This is a genomic window from Leifsonia sp. Ger2509 (assembly GCF_055231915.1).
Map to the genome: position 1 here is coordinate 2,152,487 of NZ_JBUYVB010000003.1, position 26,217 is coordinate 2,178,703.

Annotated in this window: 31 protein-coding genes; 17 read left to right on the forward strand and 14 right to left on the reverse strand. The window is 68.6% G+C overall.

Going from position 1 to position 26,217, the window contains the following annotated elements; genetic code table 11:
- Window positions 1-88 precede the first annotated feature (88 nt).
- The 4 genes from nucS (at window position 89) to ACV7NN_RS10560 (ending at window position 3,368) form a co-directional block, all read left to right on the forward strand.
- Complete coding sequence (nucS, locus tag ACV7NN_RS10545) at window positions 89-784, forward strand: endonuclease NucS (RefSeq protein WP_463349530.1); 696 nt, start codon at window positions 89-91, stop codon at window positions 782-784.
- Window positions 784-1,203, forward strand: a complete 420-nt coding sequence (locus tag ACV7NN_RS10550) for an SseB family protein (protein ID WP_463349531.1) — start codon at window positions 784-786, stop codon at window positions 1,201-1,203. Before nucS ends, ACV7NN_RS10550 begins: the two co-directional genes overlap by 1 nt.
- A 37-nt stretch (window positions 1,204-1,240) precedes the next feature.
- A complete protein-coding gene (locus ACV7NN_RS10555; RefSeq protein WP_463349532.1) occupies window positions 1,241-1,918 on the forward strand; it encodes an HAD family hydrolase in 678 nt (225 codons plus the stop codon).
- Between the two features lie 457 nt (window positions 1,919-2,375).
- A complete protein-coding gene (locus ACV7NN_RS10560) occupies window positions 2,376-3,368 on the forward strand; it encodes a phosphotransferase enzyme family protein (RefSeq protein WP_463349533.1) in 993 nt (330 codons plus the stop codon).
- Window positions 3,369-3,507: 139 nt separating this feature from the next.
- Here ACV7NN_RS10560 and ACV7NN_RS10565 read toward each other — a convergent pair whose 3' ends face one another.
- The 6 genes from ACV7NN_RS10565 to ACV7NN_RS10590 all read right to left on the reverse strand — a co-directional run bounded on the left by ACV7NN_RS10565 (window position 3,508) and on the right by ACV7NN_RS10590 (window position 7,925).
- Window positions 3,508-3,930, reverse strand: a complete 423-nt coding sequence (locus tag ACV7NN_RS10565; protein ID WP_463349534.1) for a hypothetical protein — start codon at window positions 3,928-3,930, stop codon at window positions 3,508-3,510.
- A 232-nt stretch (window positions 3,931-4,162) separates the two neighbouring features.
- Window positions 4,163-4,438: a ParB family protein gene (locus tag ACV7NN_RS10570; RefSeq protein WP_463349535.1), complete on the reverse strand. Its 276-nt coding sequence runs from the start codon at window positions 4,436-4,438 to the stop codon at window positions 4,163-4,165.
- Window positions 4,439-4,606: 168 nt separating this feature from the next.
- Window positions 4,607-5,668 (reverse strand): NAD(P)/FAD-dependent oxidoreductase, encoded by a 1,062-nt coding sequence (locus ACV7NN_RS10575; protein WP_463349536.1) that lies wholly within the window; start codon window positions 5,666-5,668, stop codon window positions 4,607-4,609.
- A complete protein-coding gene (locus ACV7NN_RS10580) occupies window positions 5,665-6,207 on the reverse strand; it encodes an isoprenylcysteine carboxyl methyltransferase family protein (protein ID WP_463349537.1) in 543 nt (180 codons plus the stop codon). The genes ACV7NN_RS10575 and ACV7NN_RS10580 overlap by 4 nt, the downstream gene beginning before the upstream one ends.
- A 148-nt stretch (window positions 6,208-6,355) precedes the next feature.
- Window positions 6,356-7,426 carry a type III polyketide synthase gene (locus ACV7NN_RS10585; protein WP_463349538.1) on the reverse strand — a complete coding sequence of 357 codons (1,071 nt, stop codon included), beginning with the start codon at window positions 7,424-7,426 and terminating at the stop codon, window positions 6,356-6,358.
- A gap of 67 nt (window positions 7,427-7,493) precedes the next feature.
- Window positions 7,494-7,925, reverse strand: a complete 432-nt coding sequence (locus ACV7NN_RS10590) for a DUF3060 domain-containing protein (protein WP_463349539.1) — start codon at window positions 7,923-7,925, stop codon at window positions 7,494-7,496.
- A gap of 150 nt (window positions 7,926-8,075) precedes the next feature.
- On the opposite strand from ACV7NN_RS10590, the gene ACV7NN_RS10595 reads away from it, so the two are divergent.
- The gene (locus ACV7NN_RS10595) at window positions 8,076-8,672 is read left to right on the forward strand and encodes an RBBP9/YdeN family alpha/beta hydrolase (RefSeq protein WP_463349540.1); all 597 of its coding nucleotides are present in this window, start codon (window positions 8,076-8,078) and stop codon (window positions 8,670-8,672) included.
- A 146-nt stretch (window positions 8,673-8,818) separates the two neighbouring features.
- Here the strand turns inward: ACV7NN_RS10595 and ACV7NN_RS10600 are convergent, their stop codons facing one another.
- Entirely contained in the window at window positions 8,819-9,151 is a 333-nt protein-coding gene (locus ACV7NN_RS10600; protein ID WP_463349541.1) for a YciI family protein, read from the reverse strand.
- Window positions 9,152-9,287: 136 nt separating this feature from the next.
- On the opposite strand from ACV7NN_RS10600, the gene ACV7NN_RS10605 reads away from it, so the two are divergent.
- From ACV7NN_RS10605 to ACV7NN_RS10615, 3 genes are all read left to right on the forward strand, one after another.
- Window positions 9,288-9,662 (forward strand): nuclear transport factor 2 family protein, encoded by a 375-nt coding sequence (locus ACV7NN_RS10605; RefSeq protein ID WP_463349542.1) that lies wholly within the window; start codon window positions 9,288-9,290, stop codon window positions 9,660-9,662.
- Window positions 9,663-9,817: 155 nt separating this feature from the next.
- Entirely contained in the window at window positions 9,818-10,651 is an 834-nt protein-coding gene (locus ACV7NN_RS10610) for a class II glutamine amidotransferase (RefSeq protein ID WP_463349543.1), read from the forward strand.
- Between the two features lie 53 nt (window positions 10,652-10,704).
- On the forward strand, window positions 10,705-11,859 hold the full coding sequence (locus ACV7NN_RS10615) for a carboxylate-amine ligase (RefSeq protein WP_463349544.1): 1,155 nt from the start codon (window positions 10,705-10,707) through the stop codon (window positions 11,857-11,859).
- 124 nt (window positions 11,860-11,983) lie between these two features.
- Here ACV7NN_RS10615 and crcB (ACV7NN_RS10620) read toward each other — a convergent pair whose 3' ends face one another.
- Genes crcB (ACV7NN_RS10620) through ACV7NN_RS10630 form a run of 3 tightly spaced genes read right to left on the reverse strand, consistent with a single transcriptional unit; the run spans window position 11,984 to window position 13,331 of the window.
- Complete coding sequence (crcB, locus tag ACV7NN_RS10620; RefSeq protein ID WP_463349545.1) at window positions 11,984-12,376, reverse strand: fluoride efflux transporter CrcB; 393 nt, start codon at window positions 12,374-12,376, stop codon at window positions 11,984-11,986.
- Complete coding sequence (gene crcB / locus ACV7NN_RS10625) at window positions 12,373-12,828, reverse strand: fluoride efflux transporter CrcB (protein WP_463349546.1); 456 nt, start codon at window positions 12,826-12,828, stop codon at window positions 12,373-12,375. The genes crcB (ACV7NN_RS10620) and crcB (ACV7NN_RS10625) overlap by 4 nt, the downstream gene beginning before the upstream one ends.
- Window positions 12,819-13,331 (reverse strand): universal stress protein, encoded by a 513-nt coding sequence (locus ACV7NN_RS10630; RefSeq protein ID WP_463349547.1) that lies wholly within the window; start codon window positions 13,329-13,331, stop codon window positions 12,819-12,821. Before ACV7NN_RS10630 ends, crcB (ACV7NN_RS10625) begins: the two co-directional genes overlap by 10 nt.
- Before the next feature lie 201 nt (window positions 13,332-13,532).
- Between ACV7NN_RS10630 and ACV7NN_RS10635 the strand changes: the two genes are divergently transcribed.
- From ACV7NN_RS10635 to ACV7NN_RS10655, 5 genes are all read left to right on the forward strand, one after another.
- The gene (locus tag ACV7NN_RS10635; RefSeq protein WP_463349548.1) at window positions 13,533-13,886 is read left to right on the forward strand and encodes an ArsR/SmtB family transcription factor; all 354 of its coding nucleotides are present in this window, start codon (window positions 13,533-13,535) and stop codon (window positions 13,884-13,886) included.
- Window positions 13,883-14,374: an SRPBCC family protein gene (locus ACV7NN_RS10640; protein ID WP_463349549.1), complete on the forward strand. Its 492-nt coding sequence runs from the start codon at window positions 13,883-13,885 to the stop codon at window positions 14,372-14,374. The genes ACV7NN_RS10635 and ACV7NN_RS10640 overlap by 4 nt, the downstream gene beginning before the upstream one ends.
- A gap of 126 nt (window positions 14,375-14,500) precedes the next feature.
- Window positions 14,501-14,929: a phage holin family protein gene (locus ACV7NN_RS10645; protein WP_463349550.1), complete on the forward strand. Its 429-nt coding sequence runs from the start codon at window positions 14,501-14,503 to the stop codon at window positions 14,927-14,929.
- Window positions 14,926-15,246: a DUF3618 domain-containing protein gene (locus ACV7NN_RS10650; RefSeq protein WP_463349551.1), complete on the forward strand. Its 321-nt coding sequence runs from the start codon at window positions 14,926-14,928 to the stop codon at window positions 15,244-15,246. The genes ACV7NN_RS10645 and ACV7NN_RS10650 overlap by 4 nt, the downstream gene beginning before the upstream one ends.
- Complete coding sequence (locus tag ACV7NN_RS10655) at window positions 15,233-16,348, forward strand: YihY/virulence factor BrkB family protein (RefSeq protein ID WP_463349552.1); 1,116 nt, start codon at window positions 15,233-15,235, stop codon at window positions 16,346-16,348. Before ACV7NN_RS10650 ends, ACV7NN_RS10655 begins: the two co-directional genes overlap by 14 nt.
- Before the next feature lie 17 nt (window positions 16,349-16,365).
- Here ACV7NN_RS10655 and ACV7NN_RS10660 read toward each other — a convergent pair whose 3' ends face one another.
- On the reverse strand, window positions 16,366-19,410 hold the full coding sequence (locus ACV7NN_RS10660; RefSeq protein WP_463349553.1) for an alpha-mannosidase: 3,045 nt from the start codon (window positions 19,408-19,410) through the stop codon (window positions 16,366-16,368).
- A gap of 35 nt (window positions 19,411-19,445) precedes the next feature.
- Here ACV7NN_RS10660 and ACV7NN_RS10665 point away from each other — a divergent pair, with 35 nt between their 5' ends.
- Window positions 19,446-19,793 (forward strand): UBP-type zinc finger domain-containing protein, encoded by a 348-nt coding sequence (locus tag ACV7NN_RS10665; RefSeq protein ID WP_463349554.1) that lies wholly within the window; start codon window positions 19,446-19,448, stop codon window positions 19,791-19,793.
- 98 nt (window positions 19,794-19,891) lie between these two features.
- On the opposite strand, the gene ACV7NN_RS10670 is transcribed toward ACV7NN_RS10665, so the two are convergent.
- Together ACV7NN_RS10670 and ACV7NN_RS10675 are read right to left on the reverse strand one after the other, a co-directional pair.
- Window positions 19,892-21,139 carry an arginine deiminase gene (locus tag ACV7NN_RS10670; protein WP_463349555.1) on the reverse strand — a complete coding sequence of 416 codons (1,248 nt, stop codon included), beginning with the start codon at window positions 21,137-21,139 and terminating at the stop codon, window positions 19,892-19,894.
- Between the two features lie 13 nt (window positions 21,140-21,152).
- A complete protein-coding gene (locus tag ACV7NN_RS10675) occupies window positions 21,153-22,652 on the reverse strand; it encodes a basic amino acid/polyamine antiporter (protein ID WP_463349556.1) in 1,500 nt (499 codons plus the stop codon).
- Between the two features lie 243 nt (window positions 22,653-22,895).
- Here ACV7NN_RS10675 and ACV7NN_RS10680 point away from each other — a divergent pair, with 243 nt between their 5' ends.
- From ACV7NN_RS10680 to ACV7NN_RS10690, 3 genes are all read left to right on the forward strand, one after another.
- On the forward strand, window positions 22,896-23,525 hold the full coding sequence (locus tag ACV7NN_RS10680) for a hypothetical protein (protein WP_463349557.1): 630 nt from the start codon (window positions 22,896-22,898) through the stop codon (window positions 23,523-23,525).
- 123 nt (window positions 23,526-23,648) lie between these two features.
- Window positions 23,649-24,494 carry a YcnI family copper-binding membrane protein gene (locus ACV7NN_RS10685; protein WP_463349558.1) on the forward strand — a complete coding sequence of 282 codons (846 nt, stop codon included), beginning with the start codon at window positions 23,649-23,651 and terminating at the stop codon, window positions 24,492-24,494.
- Between the two features lies 1 nt (window position 24,495).
- Complete coding sequence (locus tag ACV7NN_RS10690; RefSeq protein ID WP_463349559.1) at window positions 24,496-25,140, forward strand: copper resistance CopC family protein; 645 nt, start codon at window positions 24,496-24,498, stop codon at window positions 25,138-25,140.
- 104 nt (window positions 25,141-25,244) lie between these two features.
- Here the strand turns inward: ACV7NN_RS10690 and ACV7NN_RS10695 are convergent, their stop codons facing one another.
- Window positions 25,245-26,216, reverse strand: coding sequence for an aldo/keto reductase (locus ACV7NN_RS10695; protein WP_463349560.1), 972 nt, complete (start codon window positions 26,214-26,216; stop codon window positions 25,245-25,247).
- Window position 26,217: the final 1 nt, after the last annotated feature.

The following is a 26,217-nucleotide window of genomic DNA, read 5'->3' on the forward strand; positions in this document are numbered from 1 at the left end:
GCACGGACACACGCGCCGAGGCGCTGAGCCCGGCGAATGGCGGCCTGAGCGGCGGGCACGCGTCGGCGGCGTGCGTTAACCTCTATGGGTGCGTCTTGTCATTGCCCAGTGCTCCGTCGACTACGCCGGGCGCTTGAGCGCGCACCTTCCGCTCGCGACCCGGCTCCTCATGCTCAAGTCCGACGGGAGCCTGCTCGTGCACTCCGACGGAGGATCGTACAAGCCGCTGAACTGGATGAGCCCGCCCTGCACGCTCACCGTCATCGAGCCCGACGTCCTCCAGGCCGAAGCGGGTGTCACCGAGGTGTGGCGTGTCAGCCAGGCGAAGACGGCCGACATGCTGGTCGTCTCGATCCACGAGGTGCTGCACGACTCCGCCCATGAGCTCGGGATCGACCCCGGTCTCCAGAAGGACGGCGTCGAAGCCCACCTGCAGAAACTTCTCGCCGAGCAGATCGACCTCCTCGGCGACGGGCACACCCTCGTGCGCCGCGAATACATGACGGCCATCGGCCCCGTCGACATCCTGGCCAGGGATGCGAACGGAGCCGCCGTCGCCGTCGAGCTCAAACGCCGCGGCGACATCGACGGCGTCGAACAGCTCACGCGCTACCTCGAACTGATGAACCGCGACCCGCACCTCGCACCCGTGACCGGCGTGTTCGCCGCACAGGAGATCAAGCCGCAGGCGCGCACCCTCGCCGAGGACCGCGGCATCCGCTGCCTGGTGCTCGACTACGACGCGATGCGCGGCCTCGACGACAGCGAGAGCAGGCTGTTCTGATGAAAGCCGGGGGCCGCTTCCCGCAGAGCTACGAGAACGTCGCGGTGCGCAAGGCGCTGGATGCGATCAACGCGGAGCCGACCCTCGAAGCGCTGGACGCGCTGCTCGAGGCTGCACTCGCGGGCGGGCTGGTCGTAGACGTCACCGGGTCGACGGAGGCGTCCGGGACGCACGTCCGCACCATCGCATCCACCACGGGCGAGCCGGTGCTTCCCCTCTTCACCTCGATGAAGGCGCTGCGCGACGCCGTCGGGGCGACCGCGAAGAAAGGCACGCAGGTGCAGGCGATCATCGTCCCTTCGCGGGAGGCGCTCGCGCTCATCGAAACTGCGGATTTCGTTGCTGTCCAGTTCAATCCGGGCACGAATACGATGGTGGTCGCGCGCTCGCACATCGAATCCGCTCTCAGCGGACGTTGAGCAAACCCCGAATATCCGAACCTACTATTGGACGGTTATGACAAACCCGACCCTGACCGTCACGCGAACCTGGACCTGTGTCCTGTTCGACCTCGACGGCACCATCACAGACTCCGCGCCCGGCATCACCAAGTCGATCGCTGCAACCCTCGAGGCGCTCGGACTGCCCATCCCGTCTCCCGCCGAACTCGTCGAATACGTCGGCCCTCCGCTGCTCGACTCGTTCCGCGACTTCGCACACATGACCGAGCCCGAGGCCCGCGAGGCCCTCGCGATCTACCGCACCAGCTACCACGCCGACGGCGCCTTCGACTCGGCCGTCTTCCCCGGCGTCCGGGGCGTGCTGAAGCGCCTGAAGGATGCGGGCATCCCGCTCGCCGTCGCCACCAGCAAGCCTGAGCTGCAGGCCCGCCGCATCCTCGACCACTTCGGGCTCGCCGAATTCTTCGACGTGATCTGCGGCGCGTCAGAGGACGAGTCGCGCAGCGCGAAGGGGGATGTCGTGGCCGAGGCGCTCCGCCGCCTCACCGAGCAGGGCGTCGACCTTTCGCAGACCGTCATGGTGGGCGACCGCTCGCACGACGTCGAAGGCGCCAGCGAGCACGGCCTGCCGACGATCCTCGTCGAGTGGGGTTACGGCTCGCCCGCCGAGGCCGCCGGCGCGATCGCCGTCGTGCACTCGGCGGACCAGCTGAGCGCGCTGCTGCTCGGCTGATCGCGGGTTCTGCGCCGGTGCGCTCGTTACGTCTCGGCGCACTAGTTTCGTCTCGCCGCACGTGTTTCGTCTCGGCGCACACGTTCCGTCCAGGCGCACACGTTCCGTCCCGCCGCACACGTTCCGTCCCGGCGCACGCGTTCCGTCCCGCCGCACGTGTTCCGTCTCGGCGCACTTGTTAGAACTAGTGCGCTCGGACCAAACACGTGCGGCGGCGGCGACTCTGCCGGATCAGCCAGCGCCCATACGCCTCGCTGAGCCCGGGGAAGTTCTCGCCGCACACGTTACGTCCGATCGCACACGTTCCAACATGTGCGCCGGAACACAACATGTGCGGGGGACACAGCACGTGCGCCGGAACACAACACGTGCGGCGGGACACAACACGTGCGGCGGGACACAACACGGGCGCCAGCCGCCGCGAACCATCCCCGGCGCGCTGAGGTACTCTCAGCACGTGTTCGGAACCATCTCCGCGGCTGACATCGACACCGGCCCGCTCGGCGCGCACCTCTCGTCCCACTACGGCATCGACGTTGCGGACATCCAGCACCTCGACTCCGGGGTGCTGCGCATCGAGCGCGGCGACGGACCCGCGTGGGTCGCCCGAGTATTTCCGCCGGACCGGCCTGCCGACGTGGTCCGGGCCGACGCGGCGACCCTAGGCTGGCTGGCGACCCACGACTTTCCGGCGGAGCGGGAAGCCGCCGACCAACCCGTCTCGATGCTCGGCGCCTCGGCCGTGCTCGTGACCGAGTTCGTGCATCCGGTCCCCCGCGAACTGCGCCGAACGACCGTCCGCGAGGCAGGCGGCCTCCGGGAACTGGGCAGCATGCTGGGCACGCTGCACGCCCTCCCCCTCGACGCGAATGCGCCCGCCCGGGCCGGCGGAGCCTGGCATCACGCGGCGGACGGCGCGCCATCCGCCGAGCTCGACGCCGCCCGGAACTGGGTCCGCGATGCTCTGGCGTCGTCATCACACGCTGATCGCGCATCCGTCACCGTACTGCTCGACGAGCTCGAGCGGGCCGACGACGGGGAGGGACTCCCACAGGCGTTCACGCATCCGGATTTCGTTCTCGCCAATGTCGTCGCGACAGCCGCGTCCGGGACAGGCGCACCGAGGATGGTGGTGGTCGACTGGACCGGCGCTGGTCGCGGTCCGCGACTCTGGTCGCTCGCATTCCTCCTGTGGGTCGAGGGCGGCAAGGACCTGCGCCGCATCGACCTTCTCGCCTCCGGCTACGGCACGCGGCTCGCGCTGGAGCCCGCCGAGGTCAATCGCCTCGCGGGAATGGTGCGCGCCCGCCACCTCGTCTTCGTCGCGTGGAACTGTGCGGCGGGCCGGATCGGTGCGGCCGAGGCGGCTGAGCTCGCCCTCGAGAGTCGCGAGCGCGGCGCCACGATCGCCGAGCGAGCGCGCTGGGCTTTCACCGCCGCGCAACGGTAGTTGCCCCACCAACCCAGCAGAGTCCGCCGACCTGCACTCCGTTGCGGCTCGATCATTGACGAACCGGCCGCGCCGTCAACGCTCCAAGGAAGCGGGACGACCCGGCCGGCTCTCACCAGCTCAATCGGCTGCGGTCAGCTCACACAGGGCTGACGGCGTATGTGACGGCAGTACCGGGGGTGCTGAGGAGCACGGTGTACTTCGGGCCATCGAAGATGGTTGTGCTGGTCGCGGTCGCGTTCGCGTTCGGCTCGGCCTTGAAGCCTGCCTTCTCGAGTGCGGCCTTGGCATCGGCGAAGCCCGTCTTCGAAGTGGGGATGACGGTGACGCTCCACCCGGTGTCGGCGTCACCCTTGGCGACAAGGATCTTGCCGTCGACGACGGGGACGTCGGACTTCGGGAAGCTCGCTGGGAGGGTCTCCGTGCCCGAGCTCGCGCTGGTGCTCGAGCTGGTCGAGCCGCCGGAGGAGGTGCCGGTCGAACAACCGGCGAGCCCACCTCCCACTGCGATCGTGATTGCCATGACGGCCGGGACGAACAGTTTCTTGCGTGAAAGGTGCATTGTGATTCCTACTGCTGATCGATGATTTCTACTGGTTTCGCATGTGAAATACGGGTGTTGCAAACATAAGAGTTTACTCTCGGCGCTCCACGTGGAGCGAGCCGGGTGGGCCCGTTGGTCGGCTTCGGGATACCGGTGCCAGGCCGGCTATGTCTGGTGCGGTGACGCTCTTCCTTTTCATCGTGGCACCCCCCTCTGACATCCGCGATGCTCCGAACGTCACACTTGCAGCTCAGAACCCGATGGGTCGCCCCGGCGAGAGGGGCTCTTCGCCGCCGGTGAACGGTTCGCCGAGGTTGTGGATGCGCTCCCTGCGCTCGACCTCGGTGAGCAGGGCCTTGGTGAGCATGTCGGACCAGCTGGCATCTTGCTCGGCGAACGAGGTGAGGCGGTAGGCGGCACGCGCGCGGTTGCGCAGCAGCTCCGAGATGTAGAAGGTGATGGTGGTACGCCGACGCTCCCCACCCGCGAATTCAGCGGAACTGGGGCCGGTCTCTACCTGACTCATCACTGCTCGTCTCTCTGGCGCAGATTCGAATAACACTCGTGCTGTGGCGCCCTCTTACAAGGAATACCGGTTGATCCTGAGAAGGGTACGAAAATCGCCGGTTAACATTTCTTATAAAAGCATTCAAAGTGTTGTGAATCTTATATACCGGATGACGGAGACCCGGCTTCAGCGCGCCAGACGGTCCACGATGCGTCCGAAGAGCGCCGGACTGGCGACCGCTGCCGGCACGATCCGCCCGCGTAGCGGCGATCGCGCAGCAGCGACAAGAGCACTGGTCAGGATGCGGAAATCCCGCGTGTCCCGAGACCAGGCCCTCTCGTAGCGCGACGGGTCCCCGTCCGCGATGCTCCGCACGGCCGACCGCGCCTGCGCGAAGCCGACCCGCAATCCCTCGCCGGTGAGGGCGTCGACGTAACCCGACGCATCCCCTGCCAGCAGAACGCGCCCTGCGACGCGGCGCGTGGTCCGCTGCCGCAGCGGCCCGGCTCCCCGTGCCGAACTGAGCGCCGCGGCGCCGTCGAGGCGCTCAGCGAGCTGCGGAATGCGGGCGAGAGCGTCATCGAAGTCGACATGCGGCGGTCCGAGGAGCGCGACACCGACAGTCCCCGCGTCGACCGGAGTGATGTATGCCTCGACATCCGGCGTCCAGTGGACCTCCACGAGGTCGCTCCACGGCGCGACCTCGAAATGCCGTCGGATGCCGAACCTCCGCTTCACCGCTGCCACCGGCGGTCGTTCACAGCCGACCAGGCGCCGGACGGTCGAGTGCAGGCCATCGGCCGCGATCATCCAGTTCGCGCGCACGCCCCCTCCGTCCCACACGACCTGCACCCGGCCGCGCTCCTGTGCCACAGCGCTCACGCGACCGCGCACGACCGGGATGCCCAGCCCGGCCACGCGCTCGGCCATCGCCGCGTGCAGCACGGTTCGCCGCACACCCCGGCCGACCTCGCCGTCGAAACGGTGTTCGACGCGCTGGGTCTCGCTGACATAGGCGATCCCATGGAAGTCGCGCCCTGCCGGGTCGACGCCCAGCCGGTGCAGCGCAGCGAGCGCGCCCGGCATGAGTCCCTCGCCGCATGCCTTGTCGATCGGTCCGTCGCGCTGCTCGACGACGACCACGTCGAACCCGGCGGCCTGGGCCTCGATCGCGGCGGCAAGACCCACCGGGCCGCCGCCGACGACGATCACGTCGGTGTCGAGATCGGCACCGCCCGCACCGCTCATCGCACCGCCGGACGACCCGCCGCTGCGGACGGCAGCGATGCGAGTGCGGTGTTCTCGCACGGTAGACGGAACCGGAGAAGCAGCACGGCGTTGAGGACGGTGAATGTGAGGGCGGTGATCCATCCCGTGTACACGAGCGGAAGCACTATCCCCTCGACGACCACCGCGACATAGTTGGGGTGCTTGAACCAGCGGTACGGCCCGCGGTCGACGAGTGGAAGCCCGGGCACGATGATGACGCGGGTGTTCCAGCGCGGACCCAGCACGGCGATGCACCACCAGCGCAGGCCCTGGCTGGCGAAGACGAGCACCAGCATCGGCCAGCCGAGCCACGGGATGAACGGACGGTCACCGATCCACACCTCGGCGAGGCAGGCGAACAGCAGGCCGACATGCAGCGCGACCATCGGCCCGAAATGCCGGCGGCCGTGCTCCACACCGCCGCGCGCGAACGACCATTTCGCGTTGCGCGTGGACACGATCAGTTCCGCGATGCGCTCCAGCCCGGTCGCGAGGACCAGGGCTGTGTACCAGATCATGAGACAGCCCGGATCACGATACAGCCCGGATCACGAGACAGCCCGGATCACGATACAGCCCGGATCACGAGACAGCCCGATCACGAGACAGTCCGGATCACGAGACAGCCCGATCACGACTCAGCCTGGATCATGCGGTCGGCCCGGATCACGCATCCACCCAGCGCAGGAGCACCAGCTCGGCCGTGACGCCGGGACCGAGTGCGAACAGGAGCCCGTTGGTCCCGACCGCAGGATGCGCATCCATCCGCTCGGCGAGCACATGCAGCACCGCCGCCGACGACAGGTTGCCGACGCGCGCCAGCGACCGCCAGCTGGCGTCGAGCGCGCCATCGGGCAGGTCGAGTGCGCGCGAGAACGCTTCGAGCACTTTGGGACCGCCCGGATGCGCGGCCCAGACGCCGACATCCGCGATCGTGAGGCCGTGCCGTTCCAGGAGGCCGGCCGCATCCGTCGCGAAGTTCCGGTCGATCACCTCGGGGACGCCCGCGCTCAGCACGATGCGGAACCCGGTGCCGCCGATGTCCCAACCGATGACGTCCTCGGTGTCGGGATAGATGCGGCTGCGGGTGTCCACGACCTCGGGTCCCCCGATGCCGAGCTGCTGGGCCCGTTGGTCGCCGACCATCACCACGGCCGCGGCGCCGTCGCCGAACAGCCCGCTGGCGACGATGTTCGCCATCGAATCATCGCTCGCCTGCACGGTCAGGGAGCAGAGCTCCACCGACAGCAGCACAGCGACCTCGTTCGGATGCCCGACCAGGTAGTCGTGGACGCGCGCGATCCCTGCGGCACCGGCCACGCATCCCAGCCCGAACGACGGAAGACGCTTGACGTCGGGCCGCAGGCCCAGGCGGGAGACGAGCTGCGCATCGATGGAGGGGGCAGCGATACCCGTGACCGACGTGAAAAGGAGGAAGTCGACATCGGAGGCCGCGAGTCCCGCGATGGCCAGCGCATCCGTCAGCGCGCGCTCGGCGAGCGTGGTCCCCTCGGCGATGAAGAAGTCATTCGACTCGCGGAACGAGGCGAGCGTGCTGTATTGCTCGAGCGGCATGACCAGGTTGCGGGTCTCGACACCGCTGGCAGCATGGATGCGCTTCATCACGGCCTGCCGACCCGGGTCGGTGGTGATCATCGCGAGCAAGGCCGCAGTGATCTCAGCCTGTGCGTATGTACGGGCCGGGAGGGCGGGAGCGACCGCCACTATTCGGGTCACATGCGCACGGTACCACGCGCGGCATCCGCCGCACTCAGGAATGGCTCCGCCGCTGTGAGACCTGGCGTCACTGCGGCTTGCCGTTGACCGTGTTGTTGCTGCCGCGCACTCGCACGCTGGGGCCCCCGCTGAAAGAGACATCGTTGCGCGAGCCTTCGATGCGGACCGTGCTGCTCACCCCGCCGGCTTTGACGGTATTGCTGGAGCCGTACACCTCGAGCCACTCCGCATCGCCCGAAGTCACCGTGTTGTTCGACCCGGTCAGGATGAGGTCGCCCAGGTTGCCCGAGACGGTCACCGTCAGGTTGTCGCCCTGGAGGATCAGCTCACCCCCCGACGCCTGCACTTTCACGGTGACGTCGTCGCGGGAGACGTGGAGCACCTGGCCGTCGCGCACGAAGCCATTGACGGGACCTTCGCTCGTGGTCGGTGAGACGACGGTCTGGTCCTTCGAGTCTGTCGACGAACACGCGGACAACCCGGTGACGACGAATAGCACGGCGAATGCCGCTGCCCCTACCCTCGACGATCTACGCATACCTGCAACCCCTCTGTGCGGACCTGCACCAACGCTAGCGTCAAGACGGCGAAACACGAATGGATGCGGGCAATCTGTGAACGCAATACTTGTGTTTCCGGAGGTGGAGGGATGGCGATGGCAAGCGAGGACAGCGCGTACCTGATCCTGCACGGGTGGCAGAACTTCCGGCCGGAAGGCCACTGGCAGTTCGAACTGGCCCGTGACCTCCGAGCGCGCGGACGCCGGGTCGAATACCCGCAGCTGCCCGACGCGAGCGCTCCGACGGTCGCGGGGTGGACATCCGCCATCGAGCGATTGCTCGGCGTCCTCGCCGACGACGGCCACACGGTCACGGTCATCTGTCACAGCCTGTCCGCACTGCTCTGGCTGGGCGCGACCCCGGATGCTCGGACGGTCGACCGTGTCCTGCTCGTCGCGCCACCCTCCCCCGAGGTCATCGCGGGCATCGACACGGTCGCGGAGTTCGCTGCATTGCCGAGGCCCGCGCTGGCGTATGGTGCGCCATCCACAGTGATCGTCGCATCCGACGACGACCCGTTCTGCCCGGAGGGGGCCGAGGCCGCATTCGGCGGCCCGCTCGGGATCCCGGTCGTGGTCATCCCGGGCGGCGGGCACCTGGAACTCACGGCGGGATACGGACACTGGCCCGCGCTCACGGCCTGGTGCCTCGACCCGGACGCGCGGATCGTCGGGCGCGACCCCTGAGCCGCGCCGCCGCACGCGTTGCGTCCCGGCGCACAGGTTCCACCGTGTGCGGTGGTACAGAACACGTGCGGCGAAGCGGAAACGCCGCACGACGGAGCGGGCGGGCAGCGCCCACGCACCAGGCACCGCCCGCCCGCCCGCTCAGCTCACTCGAACGGCCAGACCGCGCGAACCTCGATACGGCCGAATCGCGCCATCGGGTGCCGCGACGCGATCTCGACGGCCTGGTCCATGCTCTCGCAGTCGAGGATGTCGTAGCCCGCTATCCATTCCTTGGTCTCGGTGTACGGGCCGTCCGTCACCTCCAGCCGGCCCCGGCGGATGCGCACGATCTTCGCGTCCTCCGGCGGCCGAAGGCGGTCGCCGTGCCCCCGGATGCCGCTCTTCTCGAGGTCGTCGACCCATTCTTCGATGTTGTCCTGCTTCGGATCGTACGGCTCGGCCTCGGGGTCGTTCGTGATAAACAGCATGTACTCCATGTCGTCCTCCTTCTCGTAGACGTTACGTGTGAACGTCGAACGGCCGCACGACGAATTCGACTAACAGGGGAAAGAACTTTCCACCGGTTTTCTCCCCGGATGTTCGCAGCGGGTCCAAAGGGCGTATAACGGTCGCATGAGCGACGCGATTGCGACCTGGATCGAGGGGTACCGCCGGGCGTGGGAGTCGAACGACCCCGACGATATCCGCGCGCTTTTCACCGAGGATGCGTCGTATCGCACCGAACCGTACGCGGACCCCTGGGTCGGTCACCTCGAGATCGTCGAGGGCTGGCTGGATGCGCAGGACGAGCCGGGTGCAGCCGACTTCGAGTGGCGGGCGCTCGGCCGCGACGGCTCGCTGGTGTTCGTGGAGGGCGTCACCGAGTATCACGCCGGCCCGACCTACAGCAATCTGTGGGTCATCCGCCTTGAAGCGGATGGTCGTGCCAGTGAGTTCACCGAGTGGTGGATGGACCAGACCGAGGCGGCAGATGTGGAGGAGGAGTGAGGCGCCTGTGAGGCCGCTCGCGGTGGCGTCCCTTGTCATTCGATCCGGGTGATGCCCGCCGCGAAAACGGTCGGTTACGCTTCGGGCACAGTCGCTCGCCGTAAGCACGCGCGGACCTGGTTCGTGTGGCGGGCGCGACCTGAAGGGTGTGGAAGATGTGTCGTTGGCTGGCCTATTCCGGGGAGCCGTTGCGCCCGGCCGAAGTGATCCTGAACACCGAGCATTCCCTCGTCGCACAATCGCTGAACTCTCCGCTCGGCAAGGAGACGGTGAACGGGGACGGCTTCGGTTTCGGCTGGTATCCGACCAGTGAAGCGAACATAATCCCCGCCCTGTTCCACAGCACCGAGCCCGCGTGGAACGACGAGAACCTGCGCGAGCTCACGAACTCGATCGAGAGCCCGCTGTTCTTCAGCCATGTCCGCGCGGCGGCCGGCCCGCCCATCCAGCAGACGAACTGCCACCCGTTCCGCTACGAGAACTGGCTGTTCATGCACAACGGCTATCTGAAGGACTTCCACAAGACGAAGCGGGATCTCACGTTCGCGGTCGACCCGTCGCTGTACCCGCGCATCCTCGGTACGACCGACTCCGAGACGCTCTTCCATCTCGCCCTGACCCTCGGCCTGCAGAACGACCCGGTGGATGCGATGGGCAAGGCCATCCGCATGGTCGAGCAGGTCGGCCATGACCATGGGATCGATTTTCCGATGCAGGGCACGATCGCCGTCTCGGACGGCGCGACGATCTGGACGTTCCGGTATTCGTCGCAGGGCCGGAGCCGGACGCTCTTCCACTCCGCGGACATCGGGACCCTCCAGGAGATGTACCCCGACATCGAACGGCTCAGGGTGTTCGGCAAGACGGCCCGCGTCGTGGTCTCCGAACCGCTGAACGACCTGCCCGGTGCGTTCATGGAGGTCCCCGAATCGAGTGCGTCGATCCTCAACGACTCCGGCTACACGACCGAGCCCTTCCTGCAGTCGTAGACCATGACCCGCCCGCTGACCAGGACCGGCCGTGCCCGAGTCCCTTCGCGCCGATGAGGACTCTCGGCGTCGAGGAGGAGCTGCTCCTGGTCGACGAGCGCACCGGCATCCCGATGGCTGTCGCTCCACGCGCCATCGCGGATGCCGGCCCTCCAGGATCCGGCGCGCCCGGCGACCCGGACCTCGGCCCGAGCGTCGAGGAGGAGTTCAAAGAGGAGATGCTCGAAGCCCAGACCCGGCCGCACGAGTCGACCGCTGACCTGTTCGCCGAGATCGTCGCGGGTCGTGCGCTTGCGGACGGCCTCGTCCGGCCGTACGGGGCCCGCGCGGTCGCACTCGCGATGTCCCCGCTGGAGTTCGTGCCGCATCCCACCAGCGAGCCGCGGTACGGCACGATGATGGAGCGCTACGGAGCCACCGCGCGGAACGTGCTGGTCTGCGGATGCCATGTGCACGTGGGGGTCGCGTCACGGGAGGAGGGCGTCGCGATCCTGGACCGCATCCGCAACTGGCTTCCTGTCATCCTCGCCCTCAGCGCCAACTCCCCGTTCGCCAACGGAGACGACACCGGCTATGCCAGTTACCGGTTCGCGGCGTGGCACCAGTGGCAGAGCGCCGGCCCGACGGAGGTGTTCGGCTCGGCGGCAGCCTACGAGGAATTCGAGCGGACCCTCGTCGACACCGACGTCATCCTCGACCGCCGCATGATCTACCTCGACGCGCGGCTGCCCCACCAGCAGCCGACGGTCGAAGTGCGGATCGCCGACGTCTGCCTCGACCCGCGCGACACGATCGTGCTCGCCGCCATCGTCCGCGCACTCGTCGATACGGCCGTCCAAGAGTGGCATCAGGGCGTCGCGCCGGTGGCGGTGCCGGCCGCGGCGATCCGGCTGGCCGAGTGGCAGGCGGCGCTCACCGGTGCGACAGGCCGGCTCCCGCATCCGGTGCACGGACGCGGGGCGGCGGGGGCGGAAGCGGTGGATGCGCTGGTCGCGCATGTCGACCGCGCACTGACCGCCAACGGCGACGGGGAACTCGTGCGCTCCGGACTCCGGCGGATGCTCGAGACCGGCGGCGGGGCCGGCATCCAGCGTCGCGCGTTCGACCGGCGGGGAAGCCTGCTGGACGTGGTGACGGATGCGATCCGCGTCACCCACGCACAGGAGGACGGGGAGGACGACTCGGCGGCCCGGGAGGCGGCGGGCTGACGCCGCCGTCGGGGACGCGCGGGGGTCGTCGCACGCGTTTCGTCTCACCGCACGTGCTCTAACGCGTGCGCTGGGACCGAACTCGTGCGGCGAGACCGGAGGCCTGCGGCCGGGCGGCGCGCCACTACGGCGCGGCCGGTGCCAGCAGACCGCCCAGCCACAGGCCGAGGCCGGCGGCCAGGAGGGCGAGGAAGAGCATCCCGAATCCGTTGACGAGCGCCGCGCGGTCGCGACGCTGCTGCGCCAGCCTGACCGTCTCGTAGCTCGCCGTGCTGAAGGTCGTGTAGCCGCCGAGGAAGCCGGTTCCGAGCACGACCCGCCATTCGGTCGGGAGACCGTGGGCGAGCGCTAACGCGGTGACCAGGCCAAGAAGAAAGGAGCCGGTCACGTTGATGATCGTGGTCCCCAGCGGGAAGGCGATCGCGATGCGGCTCCGCAGGAAGCCGTCGAAGACGAGACGCGCGACAGCCCCCAGGCCGCCGGCGACCGCGACGGCCAGCACGAGCAGCGGCGTCACTCGCCGACCACCGAGGAACGGCCCGGGCCGGTCGGTCCGTGGTGCCAGGCCGCGAGCGCGATGCCGGCCAGTGACGCGAGCGCGCCGACGACGATGGTCGCGACAGCGTAGACGATGCTCCCGGTCAGGTTGTTCGACGTCAGCAGACCGTCGGTGTCGACAGCGAACGCGCTGTAGGTGGTGAAGCCGCCGAGGATCCCGGTGCCGATGAACAGGCGGAGGTTGCGGCGGATGCCCTCATCCGGTCCGCGCAGCGCCAGCGCCTCGAGCAGAACGCCCAGCAGGAACGCGCCGACGACGTTGATCAGGAAGGTGCCGAGCGGCAGCCCGAGCCAGGGCGGGATGACCGACGAGATCAGGTAGCGCGCGGCCGTCCCGAGCGCACCGCCGAGGAAGACCAGTCCGATGTAGCGCCAGTGAAGGTGGATGGGCACGCCCGGTCTCACTCCCACGGAAGCTTCTCGCCGCTCGTCAGCGGCGCAAGAGGCACGACGACGATCGGGCGGTGCTGGCGGTGGGCGAGGTGGACGGCGACGGAGCCGTTGAAGAATTCGCGCAGGCTCCCGCGGAACCCGGCCTCGCGGGTGCCGACGACGATGTAGCGCGCGTCGATCTCGTCGGCGAGGCGGGTGAGTGCCCAGGCCGGGTCGCCGGCGAGCTGCTCGAGGGTGAACCGCACTCCCTTCGGCTCGAGAAGGGCGCGGATGTTCGCGGCCAGCTCCGGATCGAAGGTCGACTTCTCGACTTCGGGCAGGTCGGGGTCGTACGGGAGGGCGACCACGCTGCCGTCCACATAGCTGGAGACGAGGTAGCGGTTGACATCGACGTTCGCGCACACGAGGGGAACGTCGAGGTCGTCGGCGAGCGCCGCGGCGTGCTCGAGCACGGTGGTCGGCTGGCCGGCCACGACGGCGACGATGATCGCCCCACGCTGCTCGTTGCTGTGTGCGCTCATGAGGGTCGCTCCCTGGCTAGCGTCCGGTCGAACCCGGCTCTCGTCCGGCTTTCGCCGCTGCGTCAAGTGTGCCAAAGGGGACGCCGCGCGCATAGCAGGCTGGCGACGGGGTGTTGACAGGCATCGGTCGCAGTCGTATCGTTGGGTTAATCAACACGTTGGTTGATAAAGGAATTAGTTGATAATGACATGGATCAATCGATGATTGCGGATACTGCTGCTGACGACCATCTCGACCGTGCCTTCCTGGCACTGGCCGACCCGGTTCGACGTGCGATCATCGCCCGCCTCTCGCGGGGCGAGGCGACGGTCAACGAACTGGCCGAGCCGTTCGCGATCACCAAGCAGGCGATCTCGCGACACATCCAGGTGCTCGAGACCGCAGGACTGATCACCCGCACACGCGACGGGCAACGCCGTCCGTGCCACCTCGATCCGGCAGCGCTCGAAACGCTCACCGCGTGGATCGACACCTACCGGCTCGTCGCCGAACGCCGCTACCGCGCGCTCGACGCCGTGCTCGACGACCTGAAAGAGAAGGAGAACGAGAAATGAGCACCACCCAGAACCCCACCACGATCACGGCCCAGCCCGGCACGCCCTTCGTCGACGTCGTGCGTGAGTTCGACGCGACGCCCGGGCAGGTCTTCCGGGCGGCGACCGATCCCGCGCTCGTCACACGATGGCTCGGCCCGCGCGAGCTGGAGATGATCATCGACGAATACGACGTGCGCAACGGTGGCCGGTACCGCTACATCCACCGCGACCCGTCCGGGCAGGAATTCGGCTTCCGCGGAGTCTTCCACTCGGTCGAACCGGGCACCCGCGTCATCCAGACCTTCGAGTGGGAGGGCGCTCCCGGCCAGGTGTCCCTCGACACCGCGACCTACGAAGACCTCGGCGGCCGCACCCGCCTCCACACCCACTGGGTCTTCCCGTCGGTCGAGACGCGCGACGCCATGATCGAACACGGCATGGAACGCGGAGTGCGGGATTCGATGGAACGCCTCGCTGAAGTGATCGAAGCCGAGGCGCAGCACTGAGCGATATCGGGACCGGCCGGGTCGTTCTGGCCGGTCCCGACGTCTTTGCGCGGATCCGGACCGCGGGGCTAGTCGAAACCGGTCGAGGGGCGTAGGTTCACGGCAAGCCGACGAAACGGAGACCGGATGAGCGCCACGCCGCCGCTGCCCCGCGAGCGCCGCCGCACCACCAAGGGCCTCCGCCCGCTCCCGGTGCTCGCCCGGGATCTCACCGAACAGCTGCGGCGTCTCGTCGCCGCCGAGTTCGCCCTCTTCAAAGCGGAGTTGAGCGCGAAAGCGAAGAAGGCCGGCGTCGGAGGCGGCCTCCTCGTCGCAGCCGGCGTCTTCCTCTTCTTCGCCTTCGGCGTCCTGGTCACGACGGCCGTCTTCGCGTTCGCCCTGATCGTCCCGCCGTGGGCCGCCGCCCTCATCGTCGCGGGCATCCTGATCGTCGTCGCCATCATCGCGATCTTCATCGGTGTCGTGAGCCTCAGGAACGTTCCGCCGATCATCCCGGAGGAGACGGTCATCAGCATCAAGGACGACCTCCGCGCGCTGAAGGGGGACCGATCGTGACGCAGGATGGCGCCGGGGTCGGCGCGAGCCCATCCGGCAGCGGCGGATCGGGCAGCGGCGCATCCGGCGCAGCGGGACCGAGCACGTCGCGGCCGCCGCTCCCGCCGAACGCCGGGGTGCACAGTCTTCAGCTCGACATCGACCAGACGAGGGACGAACTCGCCGCCACGCTCGACGACCTGTTCGCGACCTTCAACCCGGCGGTGCAGTTCCGGTCCCATCCCGGGCTTGTCGTCGGACTCATCCTCGGGACGGCCGCCGCGGTGACAGGTGCCATCGTGCGTGTCCGGCGCGGACGGGCCCGTGCGCGCCGCTGACGTTGCGCGGGCGTCCGGCGGCGACGGCGCCACGGCGACGACCTCCGCCACGCGCGACCGTGACACCGGGTCGCGCGGCAACGCCTCGAATACCGGTGACGCGCATCCGGCGCCCTGGAACCGGCTGCCGTGGGGATTCATCCTGCGACGCACCCTGCGGAGTTTCGGGCGGCACCAGTGCACCGACCTCGCGGCCGGCCTCACGTACTTCGCCGTGCTGTCCCTCTTTCCCGCGCTGCTCGCGCTCGTGTCCATCCTCGGCCTGGTCGGCCAGAGCAAGAAAGGGATCGACGCGCTCTTCGCGATCGTCCAGCAGCTCGCACCGGGCGCCGCCATCGACACGGTGAAAGGGCCGATCGAACAGCTCGCGTCCAACCCCGCCACCGGCGTCGCCCTCGCGATCGGCATCATCGGCGCCATCTGGTCGGCATCCGGCTACGTCGGCGCCTTCGGCCGTGCGGTCAACCGCATCTACGGCGTACAGGAAGGGCGCACGATCTGGAAGCTACGGCCGACACAACTCGGGGTCACGATCGCGACACTCGTCCTCGTCTCGCTGATGGCCATCCTGCTCGTCGTCTCCGGACCTGTGTCCACGGCGATCGGGGACGCGCTCGGAATCGGCAACACGGTGCAGACGGTGTGGTCGGTGCTCAAGTGGCCCGTGCTCATCCTCGCGCTGGTGCTTCTCACCGCACTGCTCTACTACGCGACGCCGAACGTGCGGCAGCCGCGGTTCCGGATGCTGACCACCGGTTCCATCGCAGCCATCATCGTCCTGGGCGTCGCATCCGCGCTCTTCGGGCTGTACGTCGCCAACTTCGGAAACTACGACCGGACGTACGGCTCGCTCGCCGGGATCATCATCTTCCTGCTCTGGATCTGGATCGCGAACGTCGCCCTGCTCCTCGGCGCGGAACTGGATGTGGAAGTCGAGCGCGCCCGCGAGCTCACCGCAGGCATCGAAGCGGACGAGGGCGTGCGGTTGCCGCTCAAGTCGACGGCTGCGATCGTGAAGGCGCAGGATGCGGTGGCCGCCGACCTGCTCGCGTCGCGCGAGGTGCGCCGACGCTTCGCCCGGGCCAGGGCCGGCAAGGCCTGACCACGGGGCACCGCGCGTCAGGGGCGCGCGAAGCGCAGGGTGACCAGCTGGAAGGGACGCAGCTCGAGTGCGACCCGGTCGGGCGTGGTTCCGGTCACCGCGGCGGGTGGCGCAGCCTGCTCGTGGAGGTCCGTCTCGGCGACGCCGGCGAACCCGAAGCGGATGGTGAGGCCCGCGGATGCGCACCCCCCGCGCGACTCGTAGAGCCGCACCACGACATCCCCCGACCGGTCCTCCGCCAGCTTGATCGTCTCGATGACGACAGCAGGATCGTCGCAGGAGACGAGCGCCTCGAGGCCGGACGCCGGCGCGGCGGATGCGCCACCCGCGACCGCCCGCAATGGCAGGTTGAGCCGGTACCCCTCCGCGATCGCGTCCCCGATGCCACCGGCCACGATCGACGATCGCAGGGTGTGCATCCCCTGGTCCGCCTCGGGATCGGGGAACAGCGGCGCCCGCAGCAGCGTCTGCCGCACGAGGGAGTACGTGCCCCCACCGGCCCGCTCGTGGCGGGTGATGTCGTGACCGTAGGTGGAGTCGCTGGCGACCGCGACGCCGAAGTGCGCATCCGCAACGTGCACCCAGCGGTGCGCGGACGTCTCGAAGCGGGCGGCGTCCCAGCTCGTGTTCGTGTGCGTGGGCCGAACGATGTGGCCGAACTGGATCTCGGACGCGGCCGCCGCGGTGTGCACGTCGACCGGGAAAGCGAGTTTCAGCATCCGCTGCCGTTCATGCCAGTCCACCTCGGTCGTGAGGTCGACGGCGCGCGCCCGCGCGGCAAGCGCGATCGTCTGGACGACAGTGGATGCGCCGAAGCTGCGGATGACCCGGACCGCGACCCGTTCATCCGACTCCTCCACCTCGAGCGTGTCGACGGCAGTGACGGGTTCGCCGAGTCGCCGGTACTCGGCGTCGATGTCCCAGGCGTCCCACTGCCGCGGGGTGTCACGGAACAGCTGCAGCCGGTTCGCGCGCTCACCGAGGGGCACGACCTCGCGACCGGTGGCGCGGTCGACCAGGGAGTCGATCAGTCCGTCGGCGTCGATGCGCACGGCGAGGTGATCGTTGGCCAGCACGATGCCCACGGCCGTGCGTTCGATGCTCACGTGTCCGCCTGTCGCGCGGGCGCCTGCACCGTAAGCGGGCACGCCGTCGACGGCGACCGGCGCGGGGTTGGCGAAGACGTCCGCGCCGTCCGGGGATGCGGCGAGCGCCCCCAGCGCCCCGCCGATCAGCGCTTCCAGCCGTTCGCCGACGAGCCGGTGGTTCTCGACCGCCTGGTCGTGCACCCACCCGATCGACGACCCCGGCAGGATGTCGTGGAACTGCTGCAGGAGCACGGTCTGCCACGCCTCGCGCAGTTCGTCGTACGGATACGGGCGCCCCAGCCGGACGAACGCCGTCGCGCACCACAGTTCGGCCTCGTGGAGCAGCGCTTCGCTCCGTCGGTTGCCGAGCTTCGTGCGCGCCTGGGAGGTGTAGGTGCCGCGGTGGAGTTCGAGGTACAGCTCGCCCGCCCACACGGCCGGGTCGGCGAGCTCCGCGCGGGCCGCGTCGAAGAACTCGGCCGGGGAGGCCATCCTCACCGTGGGCGAACCGTCGAGGGACCGGGTGCGGTGAGCAGCGGCGACCATCTCGCGGGTCGGACCGCCGCCGCCGTCGCCGAAGCCGAACGGCACGAGCGACGTGTTCGCCCTGCCCTTGTCGGCGAAGTTCTGTTCGGCCCTGGCGAGTTCCGCGCCGGAGAGCATCGCGTTGTACGTGTCGACCGGCGGGAAGTGCGCGAAGATGCGCGAGCCGTCGATGCCCTCCCAGAGGAACGTGTGGTGCGGAAAACGGTTGGTCTCGTTCCACGAGATCTTCTGCGAGAGGAAGAACTCGGCCCCCGCCGCCCGCGCGATCTGCGGGAAGGCAGCGCTGAACCCGAACGTGTCCGGCAGCCAGACCTCGCGCGGATGCACTCCGAACTCCTCATGGAAGAACCGCGTCCCTTCGACGAACTGGCGCACGAGCGCCTCACCGCCGACCAGGTTCGTGTCCGACTCGACCCACATGCCGCCGACCGGCACGAACCGGCCCTCGGCCACGCGCACCCGGATGCGCTCGTACAGCTCCGGGTAGAACTGCTTCATCCACGCGTACTGTTGCGCCGATGATGCGGCGAAGACGAACTCCGGGTCCTGATCGAGAAGGTCGAGCACGTTCGAGAACGTGCGGGCGACCTTGCGGATCGTCTCGCGCACCGGCCACAGCCAGGCCGAATCGATGTGGGCGTGACCCACGGCGACGATGCGGTGGGCGCTCGCTGCGGCCGGGGCGTCGAGCGCCGGGCGGAGAACCGCGCGGCCCTGCGCGGCCGTGCCGGCGACGTCGAACGGATCGACCGCATCCGCCATCGCGTCGAGCGCTGCGAAGAGCTGGGCCCGCCGAGCCGAGTCCGGCGCCAGCACGAGCGCGAGGCCTTCGAGCGTGCGGATGTCCTGGATGAGCTCCCACACCTCGCGATCGCGGTGCACGACATCGATCCGCCGCAGCACGTAGAGCGGCCCGGCGGGTGCGGTCGCCTTGCGCCCGAGCGGAGTCGGACGGAACTCGACGAAGCCGCTGCCGATGTCCGGGTTCGCGGCGGCCTCGAGAAAGACCTCGAAGTCGTCACCGGGCGCGGCGTCCAGGCGAACGGAGCTGTTCAGCGGCTCGATCGCCTTGAGGATGGCCCCATCCGTCGCGTAGACGAGCCCCTCGGCCTGGAACCCGGCCTGCGCACCCGTGAAGCCCAGGTCGACGACGAGTTCGACATCGTCAGCTTCGGCGGCCCACTCCGGCGGAACCGTTCCCGAGACCCGGAACCAGACCGTGCCCCACGGCCTCCCCCATGCCTGGCCGATCGAGAACGGCGCGAACTCGTTGGCGACGGCCTGCGCGAACAGGACCGGCTCATCCGGCGCCTCCCACGCCTCGATGCTGACGGATGCGCGCGCCCGCTCGACCGCCGGCGCCAGCCGTTCGCGCACCAGCCGGTCGATACGGTGCTCGACGAGTCGCGTGGGATCCTGACTGGTCATAGACGGAGTCTAGGGTCGCGGTTGCACAATGGAGCATGACCGAATCGAGCGTCATCGACCGCGCCGTTCCGCCGAGCGGGACCGGATGCGTCGAATGCAGCGAGACCGGCGGATGGTGGTTCCATCTGCGCCGGTGCGCGACCTGCGGGCACATCGGATGCTGCGACAGCTCACCCTCGCAGCACGCGCGTGCCCACGCGGCGGCCACCGGGCATCCGCTCATCCGCTCCTACGAGCCCGGCGAGCACTGGTACTACGACTACGTCACCGACGTGCTGCTGCAGGGGCCCGACCTGGCACCCCCGTCGCACCACCCGGAAGACCAGCCAGCGCCGGGCCCCGAAGGCCGCGTCCCTGACGACTGGCGCGACCACCTGCACTGAGCAGCCGCCCGCACATCGAGTCGTCACGAACCGACCTTCCGCTCGAGCTTTTCGGTCGGATAGTGACGACTCGTCGGCCGGCGCCGCAGACAGCCGCGTCAGAAGTCGACGGGATCGCGGATGATCGGGCAGGTCATGCAGTGTCCGCCGCCGCGCCCGCGTCCCAGCTCCGCGCCGACGATCGTGATGACCTCGACGCCCGCCTTGCTCAGCAGGTCGTTGGTCGCCGTGTTGCGGTCGTAGGTGTAGACCACGCCGGGCCGGAGCGCGACCGCGTTGTTCCCGCTGTCCCACTGCTGGCGTTCCGACGCGTAGACATCGCCGGCGGTCTCGATGACCCGGAGGGAATCCAGACCGAGCGCGCGGGCCACGACGTCCACGAACGGCGTGTCTCCCTCATCCGTCACCGCGATGCCGGGCGAGCCAGCGCCGGGCCGGAGCGTGAAGGTGTGGACGCCGTCCATGATCGTCGGGTAGAGCGTGACGATGTCCCGGTCGGCGAAGGTGAAGACCGTGTCGAGGTGCATGGCTGAGCGCAGCTTCGGCATCCCGGCGACGATCACCTGCTCGGCCGCCCCCTGCTCGAACAGGGCGGCAGCGACCTGGGTGATCGCCTGGCGGGACGTGCGCTCGCTCATCCCCATCAGCACAACGCCGTTGCCGACCGGCATGATGTCGCCGCCCTCGAACGTCGACTGCCCCCACTCCTGCTCGGGGTCCCCCCACCACACCGTCGACTCGTTGAAGTCGGGGTGGAACTCGTAGATCGCCTTCATCAGCAGGGTCTCGTCGTGCCGGGCCGGCCAGTACAGCGGGTTCAGGGTCACGCCCCCGTAGAGCCAGCAGGTCGTGTCACGTGTGTAGATGGTGTTGGGCAGCGGTGGCATCAGGTATTCGCGCACGCCCGTCGACTCGCGGGCGAGAGCGACGTAGCCGGTGCGGTACTCATCGGGCAGGTCCGAGGTCGCGAGACCGCCGATGAGGTACTCGGCGAGCCGGCGGGGTTCGAGCGATTCCAGGTATTCGCGGGTTCCATCGATGAGCCCCAGGCCCACCTCGTTGGCGGTGATCTTGCGGTCGAGGAGCCACGTCTTCGCGCGCGGGAAGGCCATCGTCGTCGCAAGCAGGTCGTGCAACTCGACGACATCGACGCCATTGGAGCGCAGGCTGGCCACGAAATCCGCGTGGTCGCGCTGGGCGTTCTCCACCCACATCACGTCGTCGAACAGGAGGTCGTCGGCGTTGGTCGGGGTGAGGCGGCGGTGCGCGAGGCCAGGGGCGCATACGAGCACCTTGCGCAGCTCGCCGACTTCGGAATGCACGCCGTACGGCTTGTCGTCGGTCACAGGAAACTCCTCATCACTCGTGGGGAAGGTAGGGAGGTTGGACGGGTGCCGGTGGCTCGATATGGACGACCCCGGTCGCCATCAGCACGATGCCGACCACGGCGCCGACCAGGATGACGATGAAGATCACGAGCCCGGCCCGGGTGAAGACTTTCGCGTTCTGTTCCCGGCGCGCGAAATAGTAGAGCAGCGTCGCCGGCGCGAGCAGCACGCACGACAGGAAGAGGAAGACGTAGCCGGCCGCCCACAGCAGGAACAGGGTGTAGACCGTCGAGATCACGGCGACCACCAGCTCGCCGGTCCTCCCCTTGTCGTCCGGCCCACGGTAGCCGTCGCGCGTGAGAGCTATCTTGACCGCGTACGCCGACGCCAGCGCGAAGGGCACGAGTGCCAGCGACGCTGTCAGATCGAGGGTGAAGTCGAGGGCGTTTGAGAGGAACTGGACCGCGAAGAGGATCACCGACACCAGGATCGAGGTCCAGAGCACCGCATTCTGCGGGGCCTTGTGCTTGTTCAGCGCACCGAAGTACCCGGGGAAATCCTTGTCCTTCGCGGCCGCGTAGACCACATCCGCGGCCAACAGCTGCCACGCGAGATACGCCCCGAGCACGGAGATGATGAGACCGACCCGGATGAAGTTCGCGCCCCACACCCCGGTCACGGCCTCCAGCACTCCACCGATCGACGGCTGCGGCAACGCCGCGATCTCCGCTCTCGGGAGAATTCCGTAGGACAGGATCGAGATGCTGGCGAACAGCGCGAGCACCGACAGGAACCCGATCACCGTCGCCCGTCCGACGTCGGACCGCTTCTTCGCGTAGCGCGAGTACACACTAGCCCCCTCGATGCCGAGGAAGACGAACACCGTGATCAGCATCGTGCCCTGAACCTGCTGGAACAGCGAGTCGCCGCCGGGCAGGTCGTAGCCGCCACTGAGGTTCGCAGCGAAGACGTCCGGCTTGAAGAAGAAGATGACGAGCACGACGAAGAGCAGGAGCGGCACCAGCTTGGCGACGGTCACGATCGCGTTGATCCAGGCCGCGCCCTGCACGCCCATACGGATGAGGAGGAAGAAGGCCCATACGGCCGCGACGGAGAAGACGAAAGCCCACCAGGTGTCACCGGAACCGAGGATCGGCTTCAGCGCGGGAAAGAGCTGGGACAGGGTTGTCATGATGAGGACCCAGTAGAAGGCATTGCCCGCACAGGCGGAAGCCCAGAACCCGACCGCCGAGACGAAACCGGGATAGACACCGAAACCTTCGCGGGCATACACATAGACGCCGTTGTCGAGGCGTGGCTTGCGGTTGGCCAGGTTCTGGAAGACGAACGCCAGCATGAGCATCCCCGTGCCGGCGATCGCCCACGCTATCAACGCCCCGTAGACACCCGTCTGGGATGCGAACCGGGAGGGCAGTTGGAAGACGCCGGCGCCGACCATCGAACCGACCACCATCGCGGTCAGCGCGGGAAGGCTGAGTTTGCTGACTGCGGTGCTCGTGCCGTTGGTCATTATGCGCTCCCCCCGGGGTTCTGATTGAACACTACTCACCAGAGGTGGCCGGCACGAGGGTTCGGAAAATTTCCATCGCGTTGGCTCCGGAGCGCTCGGTCGAGTCGTCGGTAACCGACCTTCCCCGTGAGCTTTTCGGTAGGTTCGCGACGACTCGACGGCCCGGACGGCGCCGGACGGCGCCGGAGGGCGCGGGAGGGGCGCGGATAGACTGGGGAAGGTTGGCGCGAAGGCAGGAGCGAAATGGCAACGCGGTGGGCGAGGGTCGTGCGCGGCCTCGTCGCGGCGACCCTGGCGACGTTCGTCGCTGCGCTCTTCCACGTCGCCGGCGGCGGTGCCGCCCCGAGCGGGCTGGCACTCACGCTCAGCCTGACGTTCTCCGGTCTGGCAGCGCTCGCACTGACCGGCCGACGGATGTCCACCTGGCGGCTCGCAGCATCCGTCGCGATCAGCCAGACCCTGTTCCACGCGCTCTTCAGCCTCGGCGCGGGCACCACACGGTTCGTGACAGGGGATGGGTCGGCCCACGTTCACGCGGGATCGCACCTCATCGCGATGGCCGGGCAGCACATGAGCGAGAGCAGTGTCATCCCCGACAGCCCTCTGATGTGGCTGAGCCATGCCGGCGCCGCACTGGTCACGATCGTCGCGCTGCGCTTCGGCGAACGAGCGTTCTGGAGGCTGTTCGAAACGGCGAAGCTCCGCCTCGAGCGCGTCGTTCGCCGCGCCGACGTGCAGGTCTCGGCGGTGTTCGCCCCTCTCGCGGTGCACGGGGAGCGAGAGGCTCCCGTTCTGCGCGACCTCGGCATCCTTCTCGGCCGGATGCGCCATCGCGGGCCGCCCCTGGCGCTGCAGCGCGCGCACTTCGCCTGACGCGCATCCGCAGTTTTCCGCGATCCGGTGCCGTGCTCTGCTCCGAATGAGAGCCAAGCACACGATCGCGTCGACACCAATGCAACCCGGCCGTTCCGCGGCCGAGATGAGGACCATCACCCTGTGAACAAACGCATCACCACACGCTCGTTCGTCCGCGCCGCGACGGCCGCGGCAGCGACGGCCGTGCTCGTCGTGGCAGCCCCGCTCGCGGCGAGCGCGCACGTGCACATCGATCCGGACCAGGCAGCGGCCGGCACCTACACCACGCTCACGTTCACCGTTCCGACGGAGTCGGCGACCGCCGGGACGGTCAAACTCGAAGTCGACCTGCCGACGAAGACGCCGTTCGGCTCCGTGACCTACCAGCCCATGCCCGGGTGGAAGACTGTTGTCGTCAGCCAGCAGTTGGCGACGCCGGTGAAGACGGATGACGGCACGGTCACCGAGGCGCCCGTCAGCATCACGTGGACGGCCGACCCCGGCGTGCAGGTCGGACCCGGCGCGTTCGAAGACTTCGTCGTGCAAGTGGGGCCGGTTCCCAACACCGGAAGTGTGCTGCTGCCGGTCATCCAGACCTACTCCGACGGAACGGTCGTGAACTGGAACCAGCCGACCCCCGCCTCGGGCCAGGAGCCCGAGCATCCGGCGCCGACGCTGTACGTCAACGCGACGCCGCCCGCGGACCCGGAGACGGTTCACTCGCTCGTGACGAGCACGCCCGGTCCGGTGACGACGTCATCGACGAGTGCGGCAGACACGGTGGCGATCGCGCTCGGGATCGCCGGACTCGCACTCGGTGCGGTCGCGCTTGTCGTCGCGGTGTTCGCGCTCACGAGGAGGCCGAAGGCCCGTGCGGATGCGCGGGCGGCTGGACGTGCCGGTGCGGGTGACGGATCCGGTGCGGAAATCGGTGCGGATGAGAGCTCTCGTTCGAGCGACCGAACGCGTCCGGGCGAAGGGAACTGAGATGACCAGGTCTGCACGGAGCCGCAGAACCACAGCCGGCGGTCTGCTCGCCCTCCTGGTCGTCGGCGTGCTCGCGCTGGCGCCCGCGGCCGGGGCGAGCGCTCACGACTACCTCGTGGACAGCTCGCCCAAGGCGGGCTCCGTGCAGACGACGCCGATCAGCACCGTGTCCCTGACGTTCAACGACCGCATCCTTGATCTGAAAGGGGACGGAAGCGGCTCGCTGATGCAGGTCACCGGTCCGGACGCGCGCCACTACGAGACCGGATGCGCGACCGCGCTCGACCGTGTGCTGTCGGTACCGGTATCGCTGGGTGCGGGCGGAAAGTATGTGGTCACGTGGCAGATCGTCTCCGCTGACGGCCACACTGTCTCCAGCTCGATCGAGTTCACCTACCGGCCGCCCGCAGGGACCATCGCCTCCGCGGGCAACGCGGTCGGCCCGCCCTGCGGGCAGCTCGAGACGGCGGCACCCGGTGCGGGCCCCGGTTCCGGTTCGAACGGCGGGACGGCAGGCTCGACCCCGCAGTCGAACGACCTCGGCATCGTGCTCGGGATCGCGATCGGCATCATCGTGCTCGCCCTCGCCGGTGTCCTGATCGTCGTCCTCACTGCGCGCCGCCGGCCCCCGGCCGACCCCTCCTAGGCGCGCGCGCCTTCGCCGCCGAGAGTGCCCGTTCCGGTCGAGAGTGCCCGGTACATGTGGCACTGTCGGCCGGACGTGTCCCACTCGGCGCCAGAGACCCCGGGTCAGAACCCGACGATGGGATGCGGCACGTACGGCGCCTCGAGCTCGGTCCGTTCGTCGTCGGTGAGCACCACGTCGAGCGACGCCACCGCGTCCTCCAGGTGCTTCAGCGTGCGCGCTCCCACGATCGGCACCGTCACCACCGGGTTCGACGACACCCAGGCGAGCGCGACCTGGGCGCGAGGAATGCCGCGGGCTTCGGCCACGCGGGCGACCGCATCCGCCACCGCCCGATCCGATTGCTCGTGGTAGAGCGTCTTGCCGAACTCGTCGGTCTGCGAGCGCTCCGTCGTCGAATCCCAGTCGCGCGTGAGCTTGCCGCGGGCGAGCGGACTCCACGGCAACGTGCCGACACCCTGGTCGGCGCAGAGGGGGAGCATCTCGCGCTCCTCTTCGCGGTTGAGCAGGTTGTAGTGGTCCTGCATCGTCACGAAGCGCGTCCATCCGTTCTGCTTCTGCAGGTAGAGCGCCTTGCTGAACTGCCACGCATACATCGACGACGCACCGATGTAGCGCGCCTTGCCCGCTTTGACCACGTCGTGGAGCGCCTCGAGCGTCTCCTCGATGGGCGTGTGCGGGTCCCAGCGGTGGATCTGGTAGAGGTCGACGTAGTCCGTGCCGAGGCGCCGGAGGCTGTGATCGATCTCGGTGAGGATCGCCTTGCGCGAGAGCCCGCGCCCGTTCGGGCCCTGCCGCATCACGCCGTGGACCTTCGTCGCGATCACGACAGCGTCGCGGTCGGCGAAGTCGCTGAGCGCGCGTCCGACGATCTCTTCGCTGGAGCCGTCGGAGTACACGTTCGCCGTGTCGAAGAAGGTGATGCCCGCTTCGAGCGCCTGCTTGATGATGGGCCGGCTCTCGTCCTCGGGAAGCGACCAGGGATGGTTGCCGCGGTCGGGCTCACCGAAGGTCATGCAGCCCAGTGCGAGTGCGGAGACGTCGAGTCCTGTGGTGCCGAGTTTCGTGTATCGCATA